At 74.0% G+C, this 18,117-nt stretch carries 15 protein-coding genes and 1 pseudogene; 10 read left to right on the top strand and 6 right to left on the bottom strand.

Annotated features, from left to right (window positions below; all coding sequences use genetic code 11):
* Nucleotides 1-17 precede the first annotated feature (17 nt).
* The 5 genes from ACFQLX_RS16310 (at nucleotide 18) to ACFQLX_RS16290 (ending at nucleotide 6,773) form a co-directional block, all read left to right on the top strand.
* Nucleotides 18-1,154 carry an alpha/beta hydrolase gene (locus ACFQLX_RS16310; RefSeq protein ID WP_386415702.1) on the top strand — a complete coding sequence of 379 codons (1,137 nt, stop codon included), beginning with the start codon at nucleotides 18-20 and terminating at the stop codon, nucleotides 1,152-1,154.
* 940 nt (nucleotides 1,155-2,094) lie between these two features.
* The gene (locus ACFQLX_RS16305; protein ID WP_386415699.1) at nucleotides 2,095-3,543 is read left to right on the top strand and encodes a hypothetical protein; all 1,449 of its coding nucleotides are present in this window, start codon (nucleotides 2,095-2,097) and stop codon (nucleotides 3,541-3,543) included.
* Nucleotides 3,544-3,734: 191 nt separating this feature from the next.
* Complete coding sequence (locus ACFQLX_RS16300) at nucleotides 3,735-5,333, top strand: ABC-F family ATP-binding cassette domain-containing protein (RefSeq protein ID WP_386415697.1); 1,599 nt, start codon at nucleotides 3,735-3,737, stop codon at nucleotides 5,331-5,333.
* Nucleotides 5,334-5,658: 325 nt separating this feature from the next.
* Complete coding sequence (locus tag ACFQLX_RS16295) at nucleotides 5,659-5,880, top strand: helix-turn-helix domain-containing protein (RefSeq protein ID WP_323377788.1); 222 nt, start codon at nucleotides 5,659-5,661, stop codon at nucleotides 5,878-5,880.
* A 101-nt stretch (nucleotides 5,881-5,981) separates the two neighbouring features.
* Entirely contained in the window at nucleotides 5,982-6,773 is a 792-nt protein-coding gene (locus ACFQLX_RS16290; RefSeq protein ID WP_386415695.1) for an enoyl-CoA hydratase/isomerase family protein, read from the top strand.
* Nucleotides 6,774-6,837: 64 nt separating this feature from the next.
* Here ACFQLX_RS16290 and ACFQLX_RS16285 read toward each other — a convergent pair whose 3' ends face one another.
* The 5 genes from ACFQLX_RS16285 to ACFQLX_RS16265 form a co-directional block, all read right to left on the bottom strand.
* On the bottom strand, nucleotides 6,838-7,593 hold the full coding sequence (locus ACFQLX_RS16285; RefSeq protein ID WP_386415693.1) for an SDR family oxidoreductase: 756 nt from the start codon (nucleotides 7,591-7,593) through the stop codon (nucleotides 6,838-6,840).
* Nucleotides 7,594-7,597: 4 nt separating this feature from the next.
* Nucleotides 7,598-8,422, bottom strand: a complete 825-nt coding sequence (locus ACFQLX_RS16280) for an SURF1 family cytochrome oxidase biogenesis protein (RefSeq protein ID WP_386415690.1) — start codon at nucleotides 8,420-8,422, stop codon at nucleotides 7,598-7,600.
* 78 nt (nucleotides 8,423-8,500) lie between these two features.
* A complete protein-coding gene (locus ACFQLX_RS16275; protein WP_386415689.1) occupies nucleotides 8,501-8,734 on the bottom strand; it encodes a hypothetical protein in 234 nt (77 codons plus the stop codon).
* A 98-nt stretch (nucleotides 8,735-8,832) separates the two neighbouring features.
* On the bottom strand, nucleotides 8,833-9,831 hold the full coding sequence (locus tag ACFQLX_RS16270; protein ID WP_386415687.1) for a DEDDh family exonuclease: 999 nt from the start codon (nucleotides 9,829-9,831) through the stop codon (nucleotides 8,833-8,835).
* 238 nt (nucleotides 9,832-10,069) lie between these two features.
* On the bottom strand, nucleotides 10,070-12,121 hold the full coding sequence (locus ACFQLX_RS16265) for a phosphocholine-specific phospholipase C (protein ID WP_386415841.1): 2,052 nt from the start codon (nucleotides 12,119-12,121) through the stop codon (nucleotides 10,070-10,072).
* Between the two features lie 258 nt (nucleotides 12,122-12,379).
* On the opposite strand from ACFQLX_RS16265, the gene ACFQLX_RS16260 reads away from it, so the two are divergent.
* The 3 genes from ACFQLX_RS16260 to ACFQLX_RS16250 are packed head-to-tail and all read left to right on the top strand — an operon-like array spanning nucleotide 12,380 to nucleotide 15,801.
* Nucleotides 12,380-14,062, top strand: coding sequence for a hydrogenase maturation protein (locus ACFQLX_RS16260; protein WP_386415685.1), 1,683 nt, complete (start codon nucleotides 12,380-12,382; stop codon nucleotides 14,060-14,062).
* Between the two features lie 54 nt (nucleotides 14,063-14,116).
* Entirely contained in the window at nucleotides 14,117-15,001 is an 885-nt protein-coding gene (locus tag ACFQLX_RS16255) for a sterol desaturase family protein (RefSeq protein ID WP_386415839.1), read from the top strand.
* A complete protein-coding gene (locus ACFQLX_RS16250; RefSeq protein WP_386415683.1) occupies nucleotides 14,998-15,801 on the top strand; it encodes a lysoplasmalogenase in 804 nt (267 codons plus the stop codon). Before ACFQLX_RS16255 ends, ACFQLX_RS16250 begins: the two co-directional genes overlap by 4 nt.
* Here the strand turns inward: ACFQLX_RS16250 and ACFQLX_RS16245 are convergent.
* A complete protein-coding gene (locus ACFQLX_RS16245) occupies nucleotides 15,791-17,314 on the bottom strand; it encodes a S8 family peptidase (protein WP_386415681.1) in 1,524 nt (507 codons plus the stop codon). The two genes, ACFQLX_RS16250 and ACFQLX_RS16245, sit on opposite strands and share 11 nt — an antisense overlap.
* Before the next feature lie 192 nt (nucleotides 17,315-17,506).
* Between ACFQLX_RS16245 and ACFQLX_RS16240 the strand changes: the two genes are divergently transcribed.
* Both ACFQLX_RS16240 and ACFQLX_RS16235 read left to right on the top strand, forming a co-directional pair.
* The gene (locus ACFQLX_RS16240) at nucleotides 17,507-17,926 is read left to right on the top strand and encodes a DUF485 domain-containing protein (protein ID WP_386415680.1); all 420 of its coding nucleotides are present in this window, start codon (nucleotides 17,507-17,509) and stop codon (nucleotides 17,924-17,926) included.
* Nucleotides 17,923-18,117, top strand: a pseudogene (locus ACFQLX_RS16235) (cation acetate symporter); the annotation flags it as partial. The gene ACFQLX_RS16240 and the pseudogene ACFQLX_RS16235, both read left to right, overlap by 4 nt.

Raw genomic sequence — 18,117 nt, 5'->3', positions numbered from 1 at the left:
GCGCCGACAATGAGGACGTGTCTGTGGACCCGCGTCACCAGCATCGTCAGCACCGCCGGGGAGCCCCCGGTCGCCGGGCGCTCCGCGGCGGCGCCGCGCTCGCCGGCGCCGCCCTGGCCGCGGGCGCCGCCGTCTTCGCCGCGGGGCGCTACGGCGCCGCGCGGACACTGCGCCCCGCCGCCCCGCCCGGCTTCGCGGACGGCGCCGTCACCCTGCTGGGGGCGGACGGCAGCCACGTCGTCCTCAGCCCCGGCCCGGCGGCGCTGCTCCCCGGCGTGTACGGGCTGACGGGCGACGGCGTCCACGCGGTGATCGGCGAGGTCGAGGGCAGCGACGGGACGGGCGAGGGCCCGGTCGTGCGCCGGCTGCACGGCGTCCTGCGCGGCACCCTGCGCCCCGGCGCGCGGCTGCGGATCACACCGCAGGTGTACGAGACGCCCACCCTGGAACCGGCCGACGTGGTGATCGAGGACGAGCTGGGCGGCGTACCGGCCTGGTTCGTCTTCGGCACACGCGACACCTGGGTGGTCACCGCGCACGGAACGGGCGCGGGCCGGGAGCAGGCGCTGAACGTCCTGCCGGCGCTCAACCGGTTCGGCCTGCCCGTCCTGATGCCGGCGCACCGGGGCGACCCCGGCGCCCCCCGCCCCGCGGACCCCGCCCACGAGGAGTGGCGCGACCTGGAGGCGGCGGTGCGCTACGCCGTGTCCCACGGCGCGCGGAGGGTCGTGCTGTACGGCTGGTCGACGGGCGCGGAGCGCGTGCTGCGCACGGCGGCCGCATCGGAACTGCGCGACCGGATCAGCGGGGTGGTGCTGGACTCACCGGTCCTCGACGCCCGCGCGGCGATGCGGGCACTGGGAGAGGAACGCTCCCTGCCGACCCCCCTGCGCTACCTGGCGGCGATGTCGACACCGGCGACCACCGCGGCCCTGTCGGAGGTGTGGTCGCCCCCGGGCGCCCCGCAGACGCTGCTGCTCCGGGGCGAGGACGACACACTGACCCCGAGGGAGCCCCTGGAGGACCTGGCTGCGCACCACCCCGATCGGGTGCAGGTCCACACGGTCGCCGGGGGGCGGCATGGGGGGCTGTGGAATGTGGATCCGGGGGCGTATGAGGAGAGGGTGCGGAGGGCGGTTGTGCCGTTGGTGTGAGGGGGTGGGGTATGGGGGGTGGGTCGCTCCGCGATAGGGCACGGGCGGGGGGCTGCGTCGCTCCGCGACGCGGGTAGGGGTGGTGGGGGTGGCTGTGTCGCTCCGCGACAGGGGTAGGGGTGGTGGGGGTGGCTGTGTCGCTCCGCGACAGGGGGTGCTGCGTCGCTCCGCGACGCGGGCGGGCTGGGGTGGAAGCGTCGGGCGTCTTGAGTCGCACGCCGGGGTGTCAGAGGGCGACGGTCGAGGCGTCACACCGCTCCGCGCCGAGGAGGCTGCGCCGCTCCGCGCCGAGGCGTCACGTCGCTCCCGCGCCGAGGAGGCTGCGCCACTCCGCGCCGCAGGGATGGCGCTGTTGCGACGGTGGCCGGGCGGTTTGGTACGTGGGCGAGTCCACATCCAGCCCGTCCGGCGTTTGAGGACTTCCGGCGAAGCCGGAAACGCGTCAGCCGGCGCAAGGGCACTTCGCCAGCAGAGCCACTCCCAGCCGGTCCGGCGTTTGAGGACTCCGGGCGAAGCCCGGGACGCGTCAGCCGGCGCGGCGGGAGCTGAATTTCGAGCGGCCACCGCTTGAGCCACATCCAGCCGGTCCGGCGTTTGAGGACTTCCGGCGCAGCCGGAAACGCGTCAGCCGGCGCAAGGGCACTTCGCCAGCAGACCTACTCCCAGCCGGTCCGGCGTTTGAGGACTCCGGGCGAAGCCCGGAACGCGTCAGCCGGCGCAACGGAAGCCGTCGCCCCCGGCGGAAGCCGTCGCCCCCGGCGGAAGCCGTAGCCCCCGGCGGAAGCCGTAGCCCCCGGCGGAAGCCGACGCCCCCGGCGGAAGCCGACGCCCGTGCCGCCCGCCCCCGGAGGGACCCCCGGTTTGGGCTTTCCGGCAGCCAGCAGGAACACTGTTGCCCGTGACGGCCCGAAACCCCCACGGACGCGCTCCGCTCCGACTCGTGCGCAAGCACCCCGCACAGGCGGCCGACGCCGCCCGGCGGGCAGTCACCGATCGGGCGCTGCGCCCCGCCCCCAAGCCCCCGGAGGGCATCGCCCCCGCGTCCGTGCTCGCCGCCCAGGCCCGCACGGTCCTCGCCGGCGCGACCCGCGTCGCCCGGTGGGCCGAGGCTGTCGGTACGCCCAGCCGCGTCGCCGCCGAGGAGGCCGCCGAGCAGCTCGGCACCACTCCCGCCGAAGTCGTCACCGACTGGGCCCGCGCCCGCCTCGCCGGACTCATCGAGCTGCACGGCGAGCAGGCCCGCCCGGGCTGGCGCCTGCGCGCCTGGAACAGCGACGACGGCGCCGCCCTGCGCGGCTGGGTCGCCCTCTTCGACGCCTGGTCCTTCGCCCACCCCGTCCCCGACCCCGCCGGAGACATCACCGGAGTCGCAGCCGGCGCCCCCGCCGGAAGCCCCGCCCCCGACGCGGTCTCCCCCGACGCGGTCTCCGCGGAAGCGGTCGCCGAGGTCGTCGAGGCCATGCCCCAGCCCCTCGCCCTGCTCCACCTCACCGGCGGAGCCGTCCGCGTCCCCGCCCTCCTGGACATCCTCCAGCAGCGCGTCGCCGAGATCCGCACCGAACGCTGCGAGGTCCCGTACGGCGAGGAGGGCACCCCTCTCGCCGTCGGCCCCACCGCGGACGCCGCCGGCGACAGCGCCCCCTCCGCCGACGGTCAGGACGCCCTCCCCGCCCTCCTCGACTGGGCCCTCACCGCCCTGGCCGCCATCGGCGCCCTCACCCGCGACGAGGCCCGCGAGGAGGCCACCCTCACCCCCTTGGGCCACTGGGCGGTCTGGACGAAGATCGAGCAGATCTGCGTCGCCGCCCAGAGCCCCGCCGGCGGCAACATCGAGCAGCCCGCCGCCGCCATGCTCCGCGGCTGCGCCGGCCTCACCCCGGGCCCGGCCCGCGCCGAGTACCGCGCCTGGTTCGCCGCCCGTCCCACCTCCATCGCCGTCGCCGAGCTGCTCGACGTCGCCCGCGGCGACGACGCCCTGCTGCGCGGCCTCGCCTTCGAGGCGCTGCGCGTCGCCGGCACCGCCGCCGAGACCGCCGTGCGCGAGGCGACCGCAGAGACGGTTCTTCGCCCGTACGCCCTGCTCTGGCTCGCCGAGCAGGAGGGCGCCGACCCCGAGGACGCGCCCTCCGTGCTCAGCCGCCCGGAGGCCACCTGGCTGTGGGTCGACACCGCCGCGGCCGTCGCCGACCACGGCGACGGGCACTTGCTGGTGCGCCATCTGGACTCCGCCGTCCAGTCCACCGTCCCCGAACTCCTCGCCGAGATCCGCGAGGTGGGCCACCCCCGCACCGTCCAGGTCCTCGTCGCCCTCGCCGCCGCCCACCCCGACCCCGTCCTCGCCAAGGCCGTCCGCAAGGCGGCCTTCGAGGTCCACAAGGGCGGCGCCTGAGAATCCCGGCACCCGCGCGTTCCGTACGGACCCGGGCGGCCAGCCCGCGACGAGGCCGCCGTCCGTGCCGGAATCCGGTTTGCGTACCCCCGATACACTGGGTCCATGGCCTCCCTCCTCGTGCACTAGATCGACGTCGCACGAATCCACGCCCCGTCCGACGTCCCTTCCCCCTGCCCTGGAGCAAGTCCGTGATCACCGCAACCGGCCTGGAGCTGCGCGCCGGCGCCCGCATCCTCATCGAGTCCGCCTCCTTCCGCGTCGCCAAGGGCGACCGCATCGGCCTCGTCGGCCGCAACGGAGCCGGCAAGACCACCCTGACGAAGGTCCTCGCCGGCCAGGGCCAGCCCGCCGCCGGCAGCGTCACCCGCAGCGGCGAGGTCGGCTACCTGCCGCAGGACCCCCGCACCGGCGACCTCGACGTCCTCGCCCGCGACCGCATCCTCTCCGCCCGCGGACTGGACGTGATGATCCGCAAGATGCGCGAGGACGAGGAGCGGATGGCCACCGGCAAGGGCGCCACCCTCGACAAGGCCATGAAGCGCTACGAGCGCATGGAGACGGAGTTCCTCACCCGCGGCGGTTACGCCGCCGAGGCCGAGGCCGCCACCATCGCCGCCAGCCTCGCGCTGCCCGACCGCGTGCTCGGCCAGCCGCTGCACACGCTCTCCGGCGGTCAGCGCCGCCGCGTGGAGCTGGCCCGGATCCTCTTCTCGGACTCCGACATCATGCTGCTCGACGAGCCGACCAACCACCTCGACGCCGACTCCATCAGCTGGCTGCGCGACTACCTGAAGACGTACCACGGCGGCTTCATCGTGATCTCCCACGACGTCGACCTGGTCGAGACGGTCGTCAACAAGGTCTTCTACCTGGACGCCAACCGCTCCGTCATCGACGTCTACAACATGGGCTGGAAGCTCTACCTCGCCCAGCGCGAGGCCGACGAGAAGCGCCGCCGCCGCGAGCGGCAGAACGCGGAGAAGAAGGCCGCCGCCCTCAACTCCCAGGCCGACAAGATGCGCGCCAAGGCCACCAAGACCGTCGCCGCGCAGAACATGGCCCGCCGCGCCGAGAAGCTGCTCTCCGGCCTGGACGCCGTGCGCGTCTCCGACAAGGTCGCCAAGCTCCGCTTCCCCGAGCCCGCCCCCTGCGGCAAGACCCCGCTGATGGCGGAGGGCCTGTCGAAGTCCTACGGCTCGCTGGAGATCTTCACCGACGTCGACCTGGCCATCGACAAGGGCTCCCGGGTCGTCATCCTCGGCCTCAACGGCGCCGGCAAGACCACGCTGCTGCGCCTCCTCGGCGGCGTCGAGGAGCCCGACACCGGCACCGTCCAGCCCGGCCACGGCCTCAAGCTCGGCTACTACGCCCAGGAGCACGAGACCCTCGACCCCGAGCGCACGGTGCTGGAGAACATGCGCTCCGCCGCCCCGGACATGGACCTGGTCGAGGTCCGCAAGATCCTCGGCTCCTTCCTCTTCTCCGGCGACGACGTCGACAAGCCGGCCGGCGTCCTGTCCGGCGGCGAGAAGACCCGCCTCGCGCTCGCCACCCTGGTGGTCTCCTCCGCCAACGTGCTGCTGCTGGACGAGCCCACCAACAACCTCGACCCCGCCAGCCGCGAGGAGATCCTCGGCGCGCTGCACACCTACAGCGGCGCCGTGGTCCTGGTGACCCACGACGAGGGCGCGGTGGAGGCCCTGCAGCCCGAGCGGATCATCCTGCTCCCCGACGGCGTCGAGGACCTGTGGGGCGAGGACTACGCGGACCTCGTCGCCCTGGCGTGATCCATTCGTTCTGGATCATTCGGCCCATGGGTGATCCATCATCTGTGTGAGACGCCCTCATCCCCCCGGCGCGCCTTCGCGACGGGGGGCGTGTGGCGGCCGTGGCGCGCCCTGCCCCGCCGCGAAGGTCATCTGACCTGCCGCTTTTACGGGCAGCCGGGCCGGTGGACGCTCCCGCGCCCCTCGAAATCACCCCTTCCGCTCCCGCCTCCCACCCCCCGTCCGGAAAACCAGTTGACGCGGACCTTGCCGAATGGGTGGCCAGCAGGCGATAAAGGGGTGATCATGAGAACCGCAGAGCGCACTTCCGTATGAGGAGGCACGGGTGGCCGAGACTCTGAAGAAGGGCAGCCGGGTTACCGGCGCCGCGCGCGAGAAGCTCGCGGCAGACCTGAAGAAGAAGTACGACTCCGGTGCGAGCATCCGGGCGTTGGCCGAGGAAACCGGCCGCTCCTACGGATTCGTGCACCGGATGCTCAGTGAGTCCGGCGTGACCCTGCGGGGTCGCGGCGGAGCGACGCGGGGCAAGAAGGCCGCCTCGTCCTGAGGCCCCCCGGGGTTTCAGGGTGAAGCGGGCGCCCCGCGCGTCCAGTGGTGCGGTGCCACCCGGTCGGCCGAGAGGCCGGCCGGGTGGTTACTGTTCGGTATATGACTGAGCTGCTGAACAGGGACGGAGTCCGCGTCGCCCTCTCCGGCGACGGCGACACCGTCGCCACGGTGACCCTCGACAATCCCGCCAAGCGCAACGCCCAGACCGGCGCCACCTGGTCCGCCCTCGCCGAGGCCGGCCGACTGCTCCCCGGCTCCGTGCGCGTGGCCGTGCTGCGCGCCGAGGGCAAGTCCTTCTCGGCGGGCCTGGACCTGCGGGTCATCACCCCCGAGGGCGTCCCCGGGATGCCGTCCTTCCACGAGCTGGCCCAGTTGCCCGAGGCCGAGCTCGACACCGCCATCGCCGGGTACCAGGAGGCGTTCACCTGGTGGCGGCGCAACGACCTCGTCTCCGTCGCCGCCGTGCAGGGCCACGCCATCGGCGCGGGCTTCCAGCTGGCCCTCGCCTGCGATCTGCGCGTGGTCGCCGACGATGTGCAGTTCGCCATGCGCGAGCCCTCCCTGGGCCTGGTCCCCGACCTGGCCGGCACCAGTCCGCTGGTCGAACTCCTCGGCTACGCCCGCGCCTTGGAGGTCTGCGCCACCGGCCGCTTCGTACGGGCCGAGGAGGCCGAGCGCACCGGACTGGCCAACCTCGTCGTCCCCCGCGAGGAGTTGGACGCCGCCACCGCCGACCTGGCCGCCGCCCTGCTGGCCGCCCCCCGCGACGCGGTGGTGGAGACCAAGGCGCTGCTGCGCGGCGCCGCCGGCCGCTCCTACGACGAGCAGCGCGCCGCCGAACGCGCCGCCCAGGGGCGCCGGTTGCGGGATCTCGCCGGAGTGGGCGAGTAGCGGCAGGGCGGACGCCCCCGCCCCGTGCGAGCGCGGGGCGGGGGCGTCCGTACGCGCCCGGAACTCAGAAGGAGTGCAGCGCCCCGCCGTCCACCGGCAGCATGACGCCCGTGAGGTACGAGGCGGCCGGCGAGAGCAGGAACGCGGCCGTCTTGCCGAACTCCTCCGGCCGCCCGTAGCGGCCCAGCGGAATGGCCGCCGACTGCCGCGCGCGGGAGGCGTCCGCGTCCCCCGTCAGGGCGTCCAGCTCCCGCACCCGGTCGGTGTCGATGCGCGCCGGCAGCAGGCCCACCACCCGCACCCCCCTGGGGCCCAGCTCCCCGGCCAGCGACTTGGCGTAGCCGGCCAGTCCGGGGCGCAGCGCGTTGGAGATGGTCAGACCGCGCACCGGCTCGTACACCGAGGAGGACAGGACGAAGCCGATCACGCCGCCCTCGCCCAGCTCCCCGGCGACCGCGCGTGCCAGGCGCACCGCGCCCAGGAAGACCGACTCGAAGGCCCGCTCCCACTGGTCGTCCGTGAGCTGCTCGGCCGCGCCCGCCGGCGGTCCGCCGACGCTGATGAGCACCCCGTCGAGCCGGCCGAAGTGCTCGCGGGCCGCGTGGATGAGCCGGCCCGGGGTCGCCGGGTCGGCGTTGTCCGCGCCGATGCCGACCGCCCCCTCGCCCAGCTCCCCGGCGGCCTTGGCCGCCTCCTCGGCGTGCCGCCCGGAGACGACCACCTTCGCGCCCTCGGCGAGCAGTTGGGCGGCGGTGGCGCGGCCCAGCCCGCGGGTGGCGCCGGTGACGATGTAGACCCGGTCCTTGAGTTCAAGATCCATGGGGTCAGTCTGCCGTGACGGGCTCCGGCGGCGCCAGGGCCGCGTCAGCGCCGTCCCCGGCGGCGGCCCGCGCGAGGCGCTCACGCCGCTCGCGCCGTACCAGCACCCAGTAGCCGAACGGGACGCCCGCCGCGAAGAGCCACCACTGCACCGCGTAGGCCAGGTGCACGCCGATGCTGTCGTGGTCGGGCGCGGCCACGGGCTGCGGCTGGCCGCCGGCGGGTCGGGGGGCGGTGGCGGTGAGCTGCACGTACCCGGCCAGTACGGGCCCCGCGGCGCCGGCGGTGGCCCGCTCGTCGCGGCTGTCGATCAGCATGACCTGCCGGGCGGGCAGCCCGCGCCGCTCCTTGATGCCGCTGGCGGAGGTCGTCTCGTCGGCGCGCAGCCGGCCCGTCACGGTGAGCTCGCCGGTGGGCGCGGGCGGCACCTCGGGGAAGGTGGTGAGGTCGCCGCCGGCCGGGATCCAGCCCCGGTTGACCAGGACCGTACCGGCGCCGGCGGCGAGCCGCAGCGGAGTGACGACGAAGTAGCCCTGCTTGCCGTCGGCGTCCGTGCGCTGGCGGACGACGACCTCGTGCGCCGGGTCGTAGGAGCCGGTGGCGCTCACCGTGCGCCAGGTGTCGGCGCGCGGGATCCCGCGGCCGGGGCGGGAGAGGTCCTGGACGGGCAGGGGCGGGGCGGCGAGGTTGCGGGCGACGAGTTCGTTGCGCGCGACCCGGGCCTCGTGCCGGTGGTACTGCCAGAACCCCAGCCGGATCATCGCCGGGACGAGGAGGACGGCGACCAGGGTGAGGATCACCCACTGCCGGGTCAGGAGAAAGCGGTACACACCCCCGACGGTACCTCCCGCCCGGTACGCCCCCGCCGCCGGGAGGGGACCAGCGGTCCGGCGGCGGGAGCGGGGGCGCTACACGTGGGTGACGATCCCCTGCACCCCCTCCGCGCGGGCGCAGTGCGAGCCGCAGTACCAGTGCCCGCCGGACTCCACGCCCTGGCCGATCACCTGGCAGCTGCAGTGCTCGCAGATCGGGGCCATCCGGTGGATGGCGCAGGCGAAGCAGTCGAAGACGTGCACCTCGCCCTGCGCGTGGACCTCGAAGGACATGCCGTAGTCGTTTCCGCAGACTTCACATCTAGCCATGGGCATCAGCCTGCGACGGCCGCGGCTGTACGACGATAAGCCCGGCGCCGCGTCGTACCGCTTTCACCTGATTGCAGGGAACGGCCGGGCGGCCGGTGTCACACCCCCGGCGCCGGGCCCACGTGCAGCAGCAGTTGGACGAAGGACGTCTCGTCCACCACCGGCGTGCCGTACGTCCGCGCCTTCATCGCCTTGCCCGTCGCCGCCTGCGGGTCGTTGGTCACCAGCAGGCTCGTCAGCCGCGAGACGCTGCCCGCCACGTGCAGCCCGGCGGTCACCGCCCGGTCCTCCAGCAGCTCGCGGTCGATGGAGGTGTCGCCGGAGAAGGCCACGCGCATCCCCTGCAGCAGCTGCCCGCCGGGCTGGAAGCGGCCCGGATTGGGGTACGGGCAGGGAGGCAGCCGGCGGGCGGGGCGCCAGCTGCGCCACGACCCCGCCTGCGCGGCGCCGTCCGGGGCGCCCGCCTGGGGCGGCTCCGCGGCCGGAGCCCCGCGCCCGGTCGGCCACTCGGTGAGCGGACGGCAGGTCAGCAGGGGCAGCGGCAGGCCCGACGCGGCGGCGCGGCGCAGGCTGGGGCGGAAGATCTCCGTCAGCACCCGGGCGTCGTCCAGCGCGTGGTGCGCACGCTGCTGGACGACGCCGAAGTGCGCGGCGAGCGCCTGCAGCCGCAGGCTCGGCAGCTCCAGGCGCAGCGTCTTGGCCAGCGCGATCGTGCACAGCCGCTGGCGCACCGGCGGCTCCAGGCCGGCCCGGGCGTACTCCCGGGCGATCATGCCCCAGTCGAAGGCGGCGTTGTGCGCCACCAGGACCCGGCCGCGCAGGCGCTCCGTCAGCTCCCCGCTGACCTCGGGGAAGCGGGGCGCGCCGGCGAGCATCTCGGCCGTCAGGCCGTGGATCCACACCGGGCCGGGGGCACGGTCGGGATTGACCAGCGTGTACCAGTGGTCCTCCACCTCGCCGCGCGCGTCCAGCCGGTAGACCGCCGCGGACACGATCCGGTCGTCCTTCGCCAGGCCGGTGGTCTCCACGTCGACGACGGCGTACCCCTGCGGGTACCCCTCGGGCCAGATCGATGGTGCCGTGCGGTCTTCGAGCATGGTCCAGGAGCATAAGGGGCGTCACTGACAGAGCCGGGCGCAGGTGCGGGGCACCGGGGCGGGATGCGGGTGATAGATCCCGGTTTCGCGGCGATCGCGGCGGTTTGCTTGTGCGGTCCGGGAGGCGGCCGGCTCCGGTGGTCTTTCGGCGGCCGTGCGTACGTACGACAGGGCCGGGCCCCTCGCCTGCGCGGGACGGCGCAGGCGAGGGGCCCGGAGTTCGGCAAGGGGCCGGCGGTCAGTCCGTGAGCAGCGCCGGGTCGCTCACGCCCGCCTCCCCGGTCTCCACATGGCCGGCGAAGCGCCGCAGGAAGGCGGCGTCGTCCTCGTCGGTGACCGAGACGTCGAACCAGCGCGCGCTGCCCCGCAGGTCCACGGTGTGCACCACGGGCTCCCCGGAGCGCACGGTGAAGGTCTGGGCCTGGCCGCCGTAGGCGTTGGCGACCGTCAGATGGCGGGCCGTGCCGGAGGTGGTCAGCGTCAGGACGACGTTGCCGGTGGCCGCGTCATGGCGCGCGGTGGCCTCGGGGCCGCCGGCCAGGCTTGCGCCCCGGAAGCGCGCCGTGCTGCCGTTGGGGCCCCAGACGGAGAGGTCGTACGCCTTCTTCGCCGCCCAGGTGCCGGTGAGGGTCTTCCCGGCCTCGGTGGTGTACGTGCGCGGCGCCTGCCCGCGCCCGGTGGACGTGGCGTAGAAGCAGGCCCCGGCCTCGGCGCCGCCGCCGAAGGTGAGGCTGAAGCCGCCCCTGACCCGGCTGCCGTCCACCGTGGGCGCGTACCGCAGCGGACGCGTCGGGCGCGAGCCCGCCTCCTGGACGGGCATCGACGGGCTGGCCGGCGGCGTCAGCGGGTAGGAGGGGTGGCGGTTGCGGTCCGGCGGGGTGTAGCCGGAGGTGTCGGGCAGCGGCTTGGGCGCGGTGTCGGCCTGGGTGAAGTCGAAGGCCGAGGTCAGGTCGCCGGCGACGGCGCGGCGCCAGGGGGAGATGTTCGGCTCGTGGACCCCGAAGCGCTCCTCCATGAAGCGGATGATCGAGGTGTGGTCGAAGGTCTCCGAGCAGACGTAACCGCCCGTGGACCAGGGGGAGACGACGAACATCGGCACCCGCGGCCCGAAACCGTAGGGCCCGGCCTTGGTGTAGCCCGTGACGCCGCCGGTGTAGACGTCCAGGGAGGCGTCGGCGGTGGAGGCGCCCTGCGCCTCGGACAGCGGGGGGAAGGGCGGCACGACGTGGTCGAAGAAGCCGTCGTTCTCGTCGTAGGTGATGAACAGGGCCGTCCTGCTCCACACCTCCGGGTTGGCGGTGAGCGCGTCGAGGACCTGCGCGATGTACCAGGCGCCGTAGTTCGGCGGCCAGTTGGAGTGCTCGGAGAACGCCTCCGGGGCCACGATGTAGGAGACCTGCGGCAGTCGGCCGTTCTCGACGTCGGCGCGCAGGAGGTGGAAGAAGTCCTCGCCGGCCTTGGCGTTTGTGCCGGTGCGGGCCTTGTCGTAGAGCGGGCTGCCGGGCTGGGCGTTGCGGTAGCTGTTGAAGTACAGCAGCGAGTTGTCGCCGTAGTTGCCGCGGAAGGCGTCGTTGATCCAGCCCCAGGAGCCCGCCGCGTTCAGCCCGTCGCCGACGTCCTGGTAGACCTTCCACGACACGCCCGCCGCCTCCAGGCGCTCGGGGTAGGTCTTCCAGCCGTAGCCGCGCTCCTCGTTGCCCAGCACGGGGCCGCCGCCGGTGCCGTCGTTGCCCGAGTAACCGGACCACAGGTAGTAGCGGTTGGGGTCGGTCGCGCCGATGAAGGAGCAGAAGTACGCGTCGCAGACGGTGAAGGCGTCGGCGAGCGCGTAGTGGAAGGGGATGTCCTGGCGGTTCAGGTAGGACATGGTCGCGGCGGTCTTGGCGGGGATCCAGTTGTCGTAGGTGCCGCCGTTGTACGCCGACTGGCCGCCCGCCCAGTCGTGGTTGAGGCCCTGCAGGTACTCGTCGCCCAGCACCGTGCCCCCCGAGCCGGTGCGGAACGGCAGCACGGTCTTGCCGCCGCCCTCCTGGTGCCAGACCGGCTTCCCGGACGGCAGGACGACGGGGCGGGGGTCGCCGAAGCCGCGCACGCCCTTCAGCCGGCCGAAGTAGTGGTCGAAGGACTCGTTCTCCTGCATCAGGACGACGATGTGCTCGACGTCCTGGATGGTGCCGGTGGAGACGGCCGCCGGGATGGCGGCGGCGCGGGTGATGCTGCCGGTGAGGGCGGCGACGGCGGCGGTGCCGCCCGCTATCTGGAGGAATCGGCGGCGGTCCAGATCGGGGATGGGCGACATGGGGAGGGGCCTCCTGTGGCGGTGTGCGGGACGGGAGCGGTGTGCCCCACGGTGCGTGCCCGGTGAGGCGTGCCCGTAATCCTGGCGCGAACACGCGTGGAACTCCCCCTTAAGGAGCCGCATTTCGCACAGCCGCGGCGCGTATACCCGACACATGCCACCCGATGAGCGAAAACGGCCATCTCCGCGACGGTGAGTGTCGGTGCGTGCGCCAATGGTGACCGAGCCCGCTTCCGGACCGGAGGACAGATGCGGATCCTGCTCGTCGCCAGCGCCGACAACAGCCTCACCCAGCGCGTCGACGCCGAGCTGCGCGACCGCGGCCACGTCGTACGGCTGCAGCTCGCCGCCGGGGACGCCGCCCTGCTCGCGGCCGTCCGCGCCTTCGACCCCCCTCTGGTCATCGCCCCGATGCTCACCTCCCGCATCCCCGCCGCCCTGTGGACGACCCGGGTCTGCCTGGTCGTCCACCCGGGGCCGCCCGGCGACCGGGGGCCCTCCGCGCTGGACTGGGCGATCGAGGAGGGCGCGGGCCGCTGGGGCGTCACCGTGCTGCAGGCGGCCGAGGAGTTCGACGCCGGCGACATCTGGGCGAGTGCGGAGTGCGTCCTGCCTGCGGGCACGGCCAAGAGCGACCTCTACCGGGGCGAGGTCGCCGACGCGGCCCTGGAGGCGGTCCATCTCGCCGTCCAGCGCTACGAGTCGGGGAGCTACCGCCCCCGCCCGCTGGACTACACCCGCCCCGACACCGCGGGCCGCGCCCGCCCGCGCTTCCCCGCCGAGCGGCGCCGTATCGACTGGACCCGCGACACCACCGCCACCGTGCTGCGCAAACTCCGCGCGGCCGACTCCCAGCCCGGCGTGCCCGACGAGATCGAGGGCCGCGGGTTCTTCCTCTACGGCGGCCACCAGGAGGACCAGCTCACCGGCGAGGCGGGCCGGCTGGTCGCCCGCCGGGCCGGCGCCGTCTGCCGCGCCACCACCGACGGCGCCGTCTGGCTCACCCAACTGCGCCCCCGCCACGAGTCGGGCGCCCCCGCCTTCAAGCAGCCCGCCACCCTCGCGCTCGGCGCCCGCGCCCGCAGGCTGACCGCCGTCCCGGCCCGCCTGGAGCTGCCGCCCGGCCGCCGCACCTGGACGGACATCCACTACCGGGAGCGCGGCCCGGTCGGCTTCCTGCGCTTCTCCTTCCCGGCCGGCGCCATGTCGACCACCCAGTGCCGCCGGCTGCTCGCCGCCTACCGCCACGCCCTCACCCGCCCCACACGCGTGGTGGTGCTGGGCGGGGCCCGCGACTTCTTCTCCAACGGCATCCACCTCGGCGTGATCGAGGCCGCCGCCGACCCGGCGGCGGAGTCCTGGGAGAACATCAACGCCATGGACGACCTGGTGGAGGCGGTCCTCACCACCACCGACCGGCTCACCGTCGCCGCCCTGGGCGGCAACGCGGCGGCCGGCGGCGTGATGCTGGCGCTGGCGGCGGACGAGGTCTGGTGCCGCCAAGGCACCGTGTTCAACCCGCACTACCGCCGGATGGGCCTGTACGGCTCCGAGCTGTGGACGTACACCCTGCCCCGCCGCGTCGGCCGCGAACAGGCCCGCGCCCTCACCGAGGAGGCGCTGCCCGTCAGCGCCGCCCGCGCCCGCCACCTCGGCCTCGCCGACCGCGTCCTGCCCACCACCCCCGCCGCCTTCCCCGCCGAGGTCGCCGCGCTGGCCGCCGCCGCGGCCGCCTCCCCGCACCTGGCGGCGCGGCTGGCCGCCAAACGCCGCCGGCTCGCCCAGGACGAGGAGGTCAAGCCGCTGGCCTGGTACCGCGCCGACGAACTCGCCCGGATACGCCGCAACTTCTACGGCCCCGACGAGCCCTACCACCGCCTGCGCGCGGCCTTCGTCCGCAAGCACCCGACCGCCACCGTAGTGACAACGTGACTACGTGGACCCTGGTCGCGGGCCCCCCGCCCGCCCTACTGTGCGGTCATGCCCGTGCCCGACCTGCCCGACGTGGTGCTCTGGTCCATACCCGCCTTCGTCCTGCTGACCCTCGTGGAGCTCGTCAGCTACCGGCTGCACCCCGACGAGGACGCCGCCGGCTACGAGGCGAAGGACGCCGCCACCAGCATCACCATGGGCCTCGGCAGCCTCGGCACCGACCTGCTGTGGAAGATCCCCGTCGTCGCGCTCTACACGGCCCTCTACGCGGCCACCCCGCTGCGGATCGAGACCACCTGGTGGACGCTGCCGCTGATCCTGCTCGGCCAGGACTTCTTCTACTACTTCTCGCACCGAGGCCACCACGTGGTGCGGCTGCTGTGGGCCTGCCACGTGGTCCACCACTCCAGCCGGAGGTTCAACCTCTCCACCGCCCTGCGCCAGCCCTGGACCTCGCTCACCTCCTGGCCGTTCTACCTGCCGCTGATCGCCTGCGGCGTCCACCCGGCGGCGCTGGCCTTCTGCTCCTCGGTCAGCCTCGTCTACCAGTTCTGGATCCACACCGAGCGCATCGGCCGGCTGCCGCGCCCCGTGGAGTTCCTCCTCAACACCCCCTCCCACCACCGCGTCCACCACGCCTCGCAGGGCGGCTACCTGGACCGCAACTTCGGCGGCATCCTCATCGTCTGGGACCGCCTCTTCGGCTCCTTCGCCCCGGAGCGCGAGCGGTGCGTCTACGGGCTGACGAAGAACATCACCACCCACAACCCGCTGCGCGTCGCCACCCACGAGTACGCCGCCCTCGCCCGCGACCTGCGCGCGGCGCGCGGCTGGCGCGCCCGCGCCGGGCACCTCCTGCGCGGGCCCGGCTGGCAGCCGCCCCACCCCGCCGCCGACCGTCTGGAAGGCCCCGACCGTCTGGAAGAACCTGCCGCATGAAGTTCCGTTCCCTCCCGACCCACCCCCTCCCGGCCCGCCCGGCCCGTCTCGGCGCCCCGCGCCTGGGCGCCGACCGCGGCCAGGCGGTCGTTGGCCGCGTCGCCTGGGCCGACATCGCGCCGCGCCCGCCCGTACTGCTGCGCGCCTTCGCCGCCGCGGGCGCCGTACACCTGCTCGCCCTGCTGCTGGACCTGCACTGGCTCGACCTGCTCACCAAGCCGCTGCTGATGCCGCTCCTCGCCGCCTGGGCCGCCGCCCGCCGGGCCCCGCGCGCGCTGATCGCGGCGCTGCTGTGCGGCTGGGCGGGGGACGTACTGCTGCAGGGCGGCGCCACCGTGCCCTTCCTGGCCGGAATGGCCGCCTTCGCCGCCGGGCACGTCTGCTACCTGCTGCTCTTCCGTCCGTGGCTCTCCCGGCTGCGGTTCTCCCCGCCGCGACTCCTCCTTACGGACCCCGCGCCCCGGATCGCCCTCGGCTACGCGGTCGCCTGGGCGGCGCTGCTGGTCGCGCTCTGGCCGGGGCTGGACGCCGGGCTGCGCGTCCCCGTCGGCGCGTACAGCCTGCTGCTGGCCGCGATGGCCTGCTGCGCGGGCGCACTCGGGCGCGTCGCGGGGGCGGGCGGGGCGCTCTTCCTGCTCTCCGACACCCTGATCGCCGGCGACCTCGCGGGCTGGCCGCAGCCTCCCGCGGCGTCCTTCTGGGTGATGCTCACCTACATCGGCGGGCAGTTCCTGCTGGTGGAGGGTGTGCTGCGCGCGCAGCACACCCTCCACCAGCCGCGGGGCGCCGCTACTTCGTGACGGCGTCCAGGGCGTCCACGACACCCTCGCCGTAGAAGGCGTTGTCCGCCGCCGGGCCCGAACAGGTGGAGTCCTGGACGCCGTTGCCGTCCGGGTCGTAGAACTCCGGGCACGCCACGTCGTCGGCCTGGGCCTCCAGCGCCGCCTGGAGGTGCTCGGCGGAGAGCTCCGGGTGGCTGCTCTTGATCAGCGCCGCGACGCCGGCCGCGTGCGGGCTCGCCATCGAGGTGCCCTGCAGGAAGCCGTACTCGCCGCCGGGCATCGTGGACAGGATGCGCCCGTTGGCCGAGGGGGTGTCGGGGATCTGGTAGCGGTCGCCGCCGGGCGCCGCCACGTCGACCACCCCGAGTCCGTAACTGGAGTAGTACGACTTGAGGTTGTGCACCCCGGTGGCACTGACGGTGACGACACCCGGGAGCTGGGTGGGGATGTCGAAGCAGGAGTGCGGGTCGACGGTGCGCGGGTACGCCGTGGAGTCGTCCGGGCTGGAGTCGTCCAGGATGGCGTCGGAGTCGAGGTCGTGGTTGGAGTTGCCCGCGGACGCCAGGTGCAGGGTGCCCTTCGACTGGGCGTAGCGCGAGGCGCGGTCCACCGCGTCGACGATGGCGCGCTGGTCGGGGTCGTCCAGGCAGTTGTAGAGCCACGGGTCGATGTAGTAGCTGTTGTTGGTGATCTCCACCCCGTGGTCGGCGGCGAAGACGAAGGCGCAGACCACGGCCTCCGGGTAGAAGAGCGCGGTCTTCTTCTCGCTGACCCGGATGCTCGACACCTTCACGCCGGGCGCGACCCCGGCGACGCCGACGCCGTTGCGGGCGGCGGCGATCTCACCGGCGACATGGGTGCCGTGGTAGTCGTTCTTCGCGCTGTCGGGCCGCCAGGCGCCGGCGCTGGTGTCGGCGACACCGCCGACGCAGTTCGCGGACTGCGCGGCCGAGAAGTTCGCCGCGAGGTCCGGGTGGGTGTCGTCCACGCCGGTGTCGATGACCGCGACGGTCACGTCCTGGCTGCCGGTGGAGACCCGGTGGGCCTGGTCGGCCCGGATGGCCCGCAGGTCCCACTGGTCGGCCTCCATCGGCTCCATGCCCTCGGCCGCCGGCGCCTGGGCCGCCTTCGCCGCGTCCACCACCTGAGGGCCGCCGACCTCGGTGGTGGACTGCGGACGCAGCGGCGCGGTGCGGGTGGCGCCCGCGGAGTCCACACCGGGGACGCGCCGCATGCGGTCACCGAAGGAGGGGTTCGCGGAGCTGGCGACGATCACGCCGATCTTCTCGTACGTGATGACGACCGAACCGGCTGCCTCGGTGACCGCGCCGCGCACCCGGGCCAAAGTCGCCTCGTCCGTCGCGGTGTTGACCACGTAGGTGAGGGTCTGCCCGGCGGACTTGCCCGCCGGGTTGGTGTTCGCCGCCGTGGCGGTGGCGGCGATCCCGGGCAGGAACCCGACGGTCGCCGTGAGGGCCAGGCCGATCGCGGCGGCGGTCAGCCGCCGCCTTCCAAAACCGGGATGGGTCATGGGGTCTCCCGCTCATAGGGTCCGACCGGCTTCTGGGGGTCAGCCCGGTCGGGGGCATGGCAAGGGAAGCTATCCCGCCCACCGGTGGCCATCAATACGACACTTGGCGGTGCTTTCCCGTGTCCACACGGATGGCCAGGGGTGTTGCGTTTGTACGATGCGCCAAACGGCGGTGTGATGCATGTCACGTTCATGAATCCCCGCCCCGTCCCCGCAGTCCGGCCCCACGCCCAGGAGTCACCGTTGGACACCGCACCCTCCCCGCAGGACGGCACCCTGCCCGGGGCCATCCCGCACCAGCAGCGGCCCGGCCGCTACACGCAGGTGCAGCGCGGCGCCGATTTCACCGAACTGCGCCGCGCGCACCGCTCGTTCGCGTTCCCGCTGACCGCCGCCTTCGTCGGCTGGTACCTGCTGTACGTCCTGCTGTCCAACTACGCCGGCTCCCTGATGGGCCGCCAGGTCGCCGGCGGGCTGAACGTCGCCTTCGTCCTGGGCATCGGCCAGTTCGCCACGACGTTCCTGCTCGCCTGGGCCTACGCCCGTTACGCGGCGGCCAGGCTCGACCCGCGCGCCGAGGCGGTCCGTACCCAGGTGGAGGAGGCCGCGTGAGCGCCGGGTCCGCGGACCGCACCTGGGAGGCGGCCGTCCAGGCGCAGGAGCACCGGCCGCTGATCGTCGGGCTGTTCTCCGTCTTCGTGCTGGGGACGCTGGCCATCACGCTGTGGGCGGCGCGCGGCACGAAGAGCGCCACCGACTACTACGCGGGCGGGCGGTCGTTCACGGGGTTCCAGAACGGGTTG

Source organism: Streptomyces polyrhachis, assembly GCF_042663125.1.
Lineage (GTDB): Bacteria > Actinomycetota > Actinomycetes > Streptomycetales > Streptomycetaceae > Streptomyces > Streptomyces polyrhachii.
Note: the sequence above shows the minus strand (reverse complement) of the source record. Positions and strands in the feature narration are given on the sequence as shown.